Here is a 3,081-nt window from a genome sequence, read left to right as displayed (position 1 = left end):
CCTTCAGGTTATGAGCCTGACGAGCTACCGGGCTGCTCCACCCCGCGGTTGAGAGAGTGCTGATTTTGTTTTGGCTTAGTTTTGTGAGGGTAGACTGGAAGACCTGGCGGCGACCGACTTTCCCGCGGCTTAAGCCGCAGTATCATAGGCGCTGGGGGTTTTCACGGCCGAGTTCGGGATGGGATCGGGTGGAACTCTCCCCGCCATGGCCACCAGGTCATCCAGACCACCCTTTAGGGTGTGTGGATGCGGTTGGTGCGTTTTGGTGTTTTGTGTGTGACGTGGTTATGGATGATTTCTGTGCACGGGCTATCCGTAAGGATAGTGTGAGAGTGAGCCTATTGGGTGATTAGGACCAGTTAGCTGCACGTGTTACCACGCTTTCACATCTGGCCTATTAACGTGGTGGTCTACCACGACCCTCAGGGAGATCTAGTTTTGAGGTGGGTTTCCCGCTTAGATGCTTTCAGCGGTTATCCCGTCCATACTTAGCTACCCGGCTGTGCCGCTGGCGCGACAACCGGTGCACCAGAGGTATGTTCATCCCGGTCCTCTCGTACTAGGGACAAATCCTCTCAAATCTCCAACATCCACGGCAGATAGGGACCGAACTGTCTCACGACGTTCTAAACCCAGCTCACGTACCACTTTAATCGGCGAACAGCCGAACCCTTGGGACCTGCTCCAGCCCCAGGATGTGATGAGCCGACATCGAGGTGCCAAACCTCCCCGTCGATGTGGACTCTTGGGGGAGATCAGCCTGTTATCCCTAGAGTACCTTTTATCCGTTGAGCGATGGCCCTTCCACGCGGGACCACCGGATCACTATGGCCGACTTTCGTCTCTGCTCGAGCTGTCACTCTCGCAGTCAGGCGGGCTTATGCCATTGCACTCAACAGCCGGTTTCCGACCGGCCTGAGCCCACCATCGCGCGCCTCCGTTACACTTTGGGAGGCGACCGCCCCAGTCAAACTGCCCACCATACAGGGTCCCGGACCAGGCTTACTGGCCGCGGTTAGACATCAGAAAAATTCAGGGTGGTATTTCAAGGATGGCTCCACAGGAACTGGCGCCCCTGCTTCAAAGCCTCCCACCTATCCTACACAGAATGTCTCTGATGCCACTGTAAAGCTACAGTAAAGGTTCATAGGGTCTTTCCGTCTGACCGCGGATACCCCGCATCTTCACGGGGAATTCAATTTCGCTGAGCCGATGCTGGAGACAGCGGGGAAGTCGTTACGCCATTCGTGCAGGTCGGAACTTACCCGACAAGGAATTTCGCTACCTTAGGACCGTTATAGTTACGGCCGCCGTTTACCGGGGCTTCAATTCAGTGCTCTCACACCTCCTCTTAACCTTCCGGCACCGGGCAGGCGTCAGACCCTATACGTCGTCTTTCGACTTCGCAGAGTCCTGTGTTTTTACTAAACAGTCGCTACCCCCTGGTCTGTGCCACCCACAAATGGTTGCCCAAATGTGGGTCTCGCTTATCCCGAAGTTACACGAGTAATTTGCCTAGTTCCTTCAGCATCGTTCTCTCAAGCGCCTTGGTATGCTCTACCAGTCCACCTGTGTCGGTTTAGGGTACGGTCTATACGCCAGAGCTATTTCCTGGAATGCTCCAAAAGCCGGTCCAATCCGTTAAGGACCAACAACATATCGCATTCGTCACTTCTGGCAGGTTCAGGAATATTCACCTGATTCCCATCGACTACGGCTTTCGCCCTCGCCTTAGGGGCCGACTAACCCTGCGTGGATTAACCTTGCGCAGGAACCCTTGGACTTTCGGCGACAGTGTTTCTCGCACTGTTTGTCGCTACTCATGTCAGCATTCGCACTTCCGATATCTCCAGAAGGGGTCACCCCGCTTCCTTCACAGACCTACGGAACGCTCCGCTACCGCGCATACATAGTATGCACCCACAGCTTCGGCACGTGGCTTGAGCCCCGTTACATTTTCGGCGCAGGGTTTCTATTAGACCAGTGAGCTATTACGCTTTCTTTAAAGGATGGCTGCTTCTAAGCCAACCTCCTGGTTGTTATGGAATCCCCACATCCTTTCCCACTTAGCCACGATTTAGGGGCCTTAGCTGGTGGTCTGGGCTGTTTCCCTCTCGACAATGGACCTTAGCACCCACTGTCTGTCTGCCAGGCTAAACTTCCGGGTATTCGGAGTTTGGTTGGGTTTGGTAAGGCTTTGGGCCCCCCTAGCCCATCCAGTGCTCTACCCCCCGGGGTCAACACCTGACGGTCTACCTCAATAGATTTCGCGGAGAACCAGCTATCTCCGAGTTTGATTGGCCTTTCACCCCTAGCCACAGCTCATCCCCGACTTTTTCAACAGGCGTGGGTTCGGCCCTCCAGTGCGTGTTACCGCACCTTCAGCCTGGCCATGGCTAGATCACTCGGTTTCGGGTCTTCTGCCAGCAACTATGCGCCCTATTCAGACTCGCTTTCGCTACGCCTACACCTATCGGCTTAAGCTCGCTGCAAACAGAAACTCGCTGACCCATTATACAAAAGGTACGCCGTCACCCCATAAGAGGCTCCGACTGCTTGTAGGCATCCGGTTTCAGGTCTATTTCACTCCCCTCGTCGGGGTGCTTTTCACCTTTCCCTCACGGTACTTGTTCACTATCGGTCACCAGGGAGTATTTAGGCTTGGAGGGTGGTCCCCCCATGTTCAGACAGGGTTTCACGTGCCCCGCCCTACTCAAGGATCTTTAAAAGCACTACGCATACGGGACTATCACCCACTATGGCCGACCTTTCCAGATCGTTCTGCTTCTCTTCTAAAGACCACTGGCCTGATCCGCGTTCGCTCGCCACTACTAGCGGAATCTCAATTGATGTCTTTTCCTCCAGGTACTGAGATGTTTCAGTTCCCCGGGTTCGCCTCATCACCCTATGTATTCAGATGATGATACCCATCGCTGGGTGGGTTGCCCCATTCGGATATTTGCGGATCAATGCCTGCTCGCGGCTCCCCACAACTTTTCGCAGCGTGCTACGTCCTTCGTCGCCTCCTGGTGCCAAGGCATCCACCGAATGCCCTTATCGCGCTCACTCGCCCCATGCACA

2 rRNA genes are annotated in these 3,081 nt (G+C 54.8%); both read right to left on the bottom strand.

The annotated features are described in order from the left end of the window. Positions 1–101 precede the first annotated feature (101 nt). A 5S ribosomal RNA gene (gene rrf, locus GOB83_RS14355) occupies positions 102–217 on the bottom strand. A 111-nt stretch (positions 218–328) separates the two neighbouring features. Then, a 23S ribosomal RNA gene (locus GOB83_RS14350) occupies positions 329–3,069 on the bottom strand. Positions 3,070–3,081 lie beyond the last annotated feature (12 nt).

The organism is Acetobacter fabarum, assembly GCF_011516925.1.
GTDB classification, from domain to species: Bacteria; Pseudomonadota; Alphaproteobacteria; order Acetobacterales; family Acetobacteraceae; genus Acetobacter; species Acetobacter fabarum.
The sequence above is the reverse complement of the archived record's forward strand: the minus strand, read 5'-3'. Positions and strand labels throughout refer to the sequence as shown.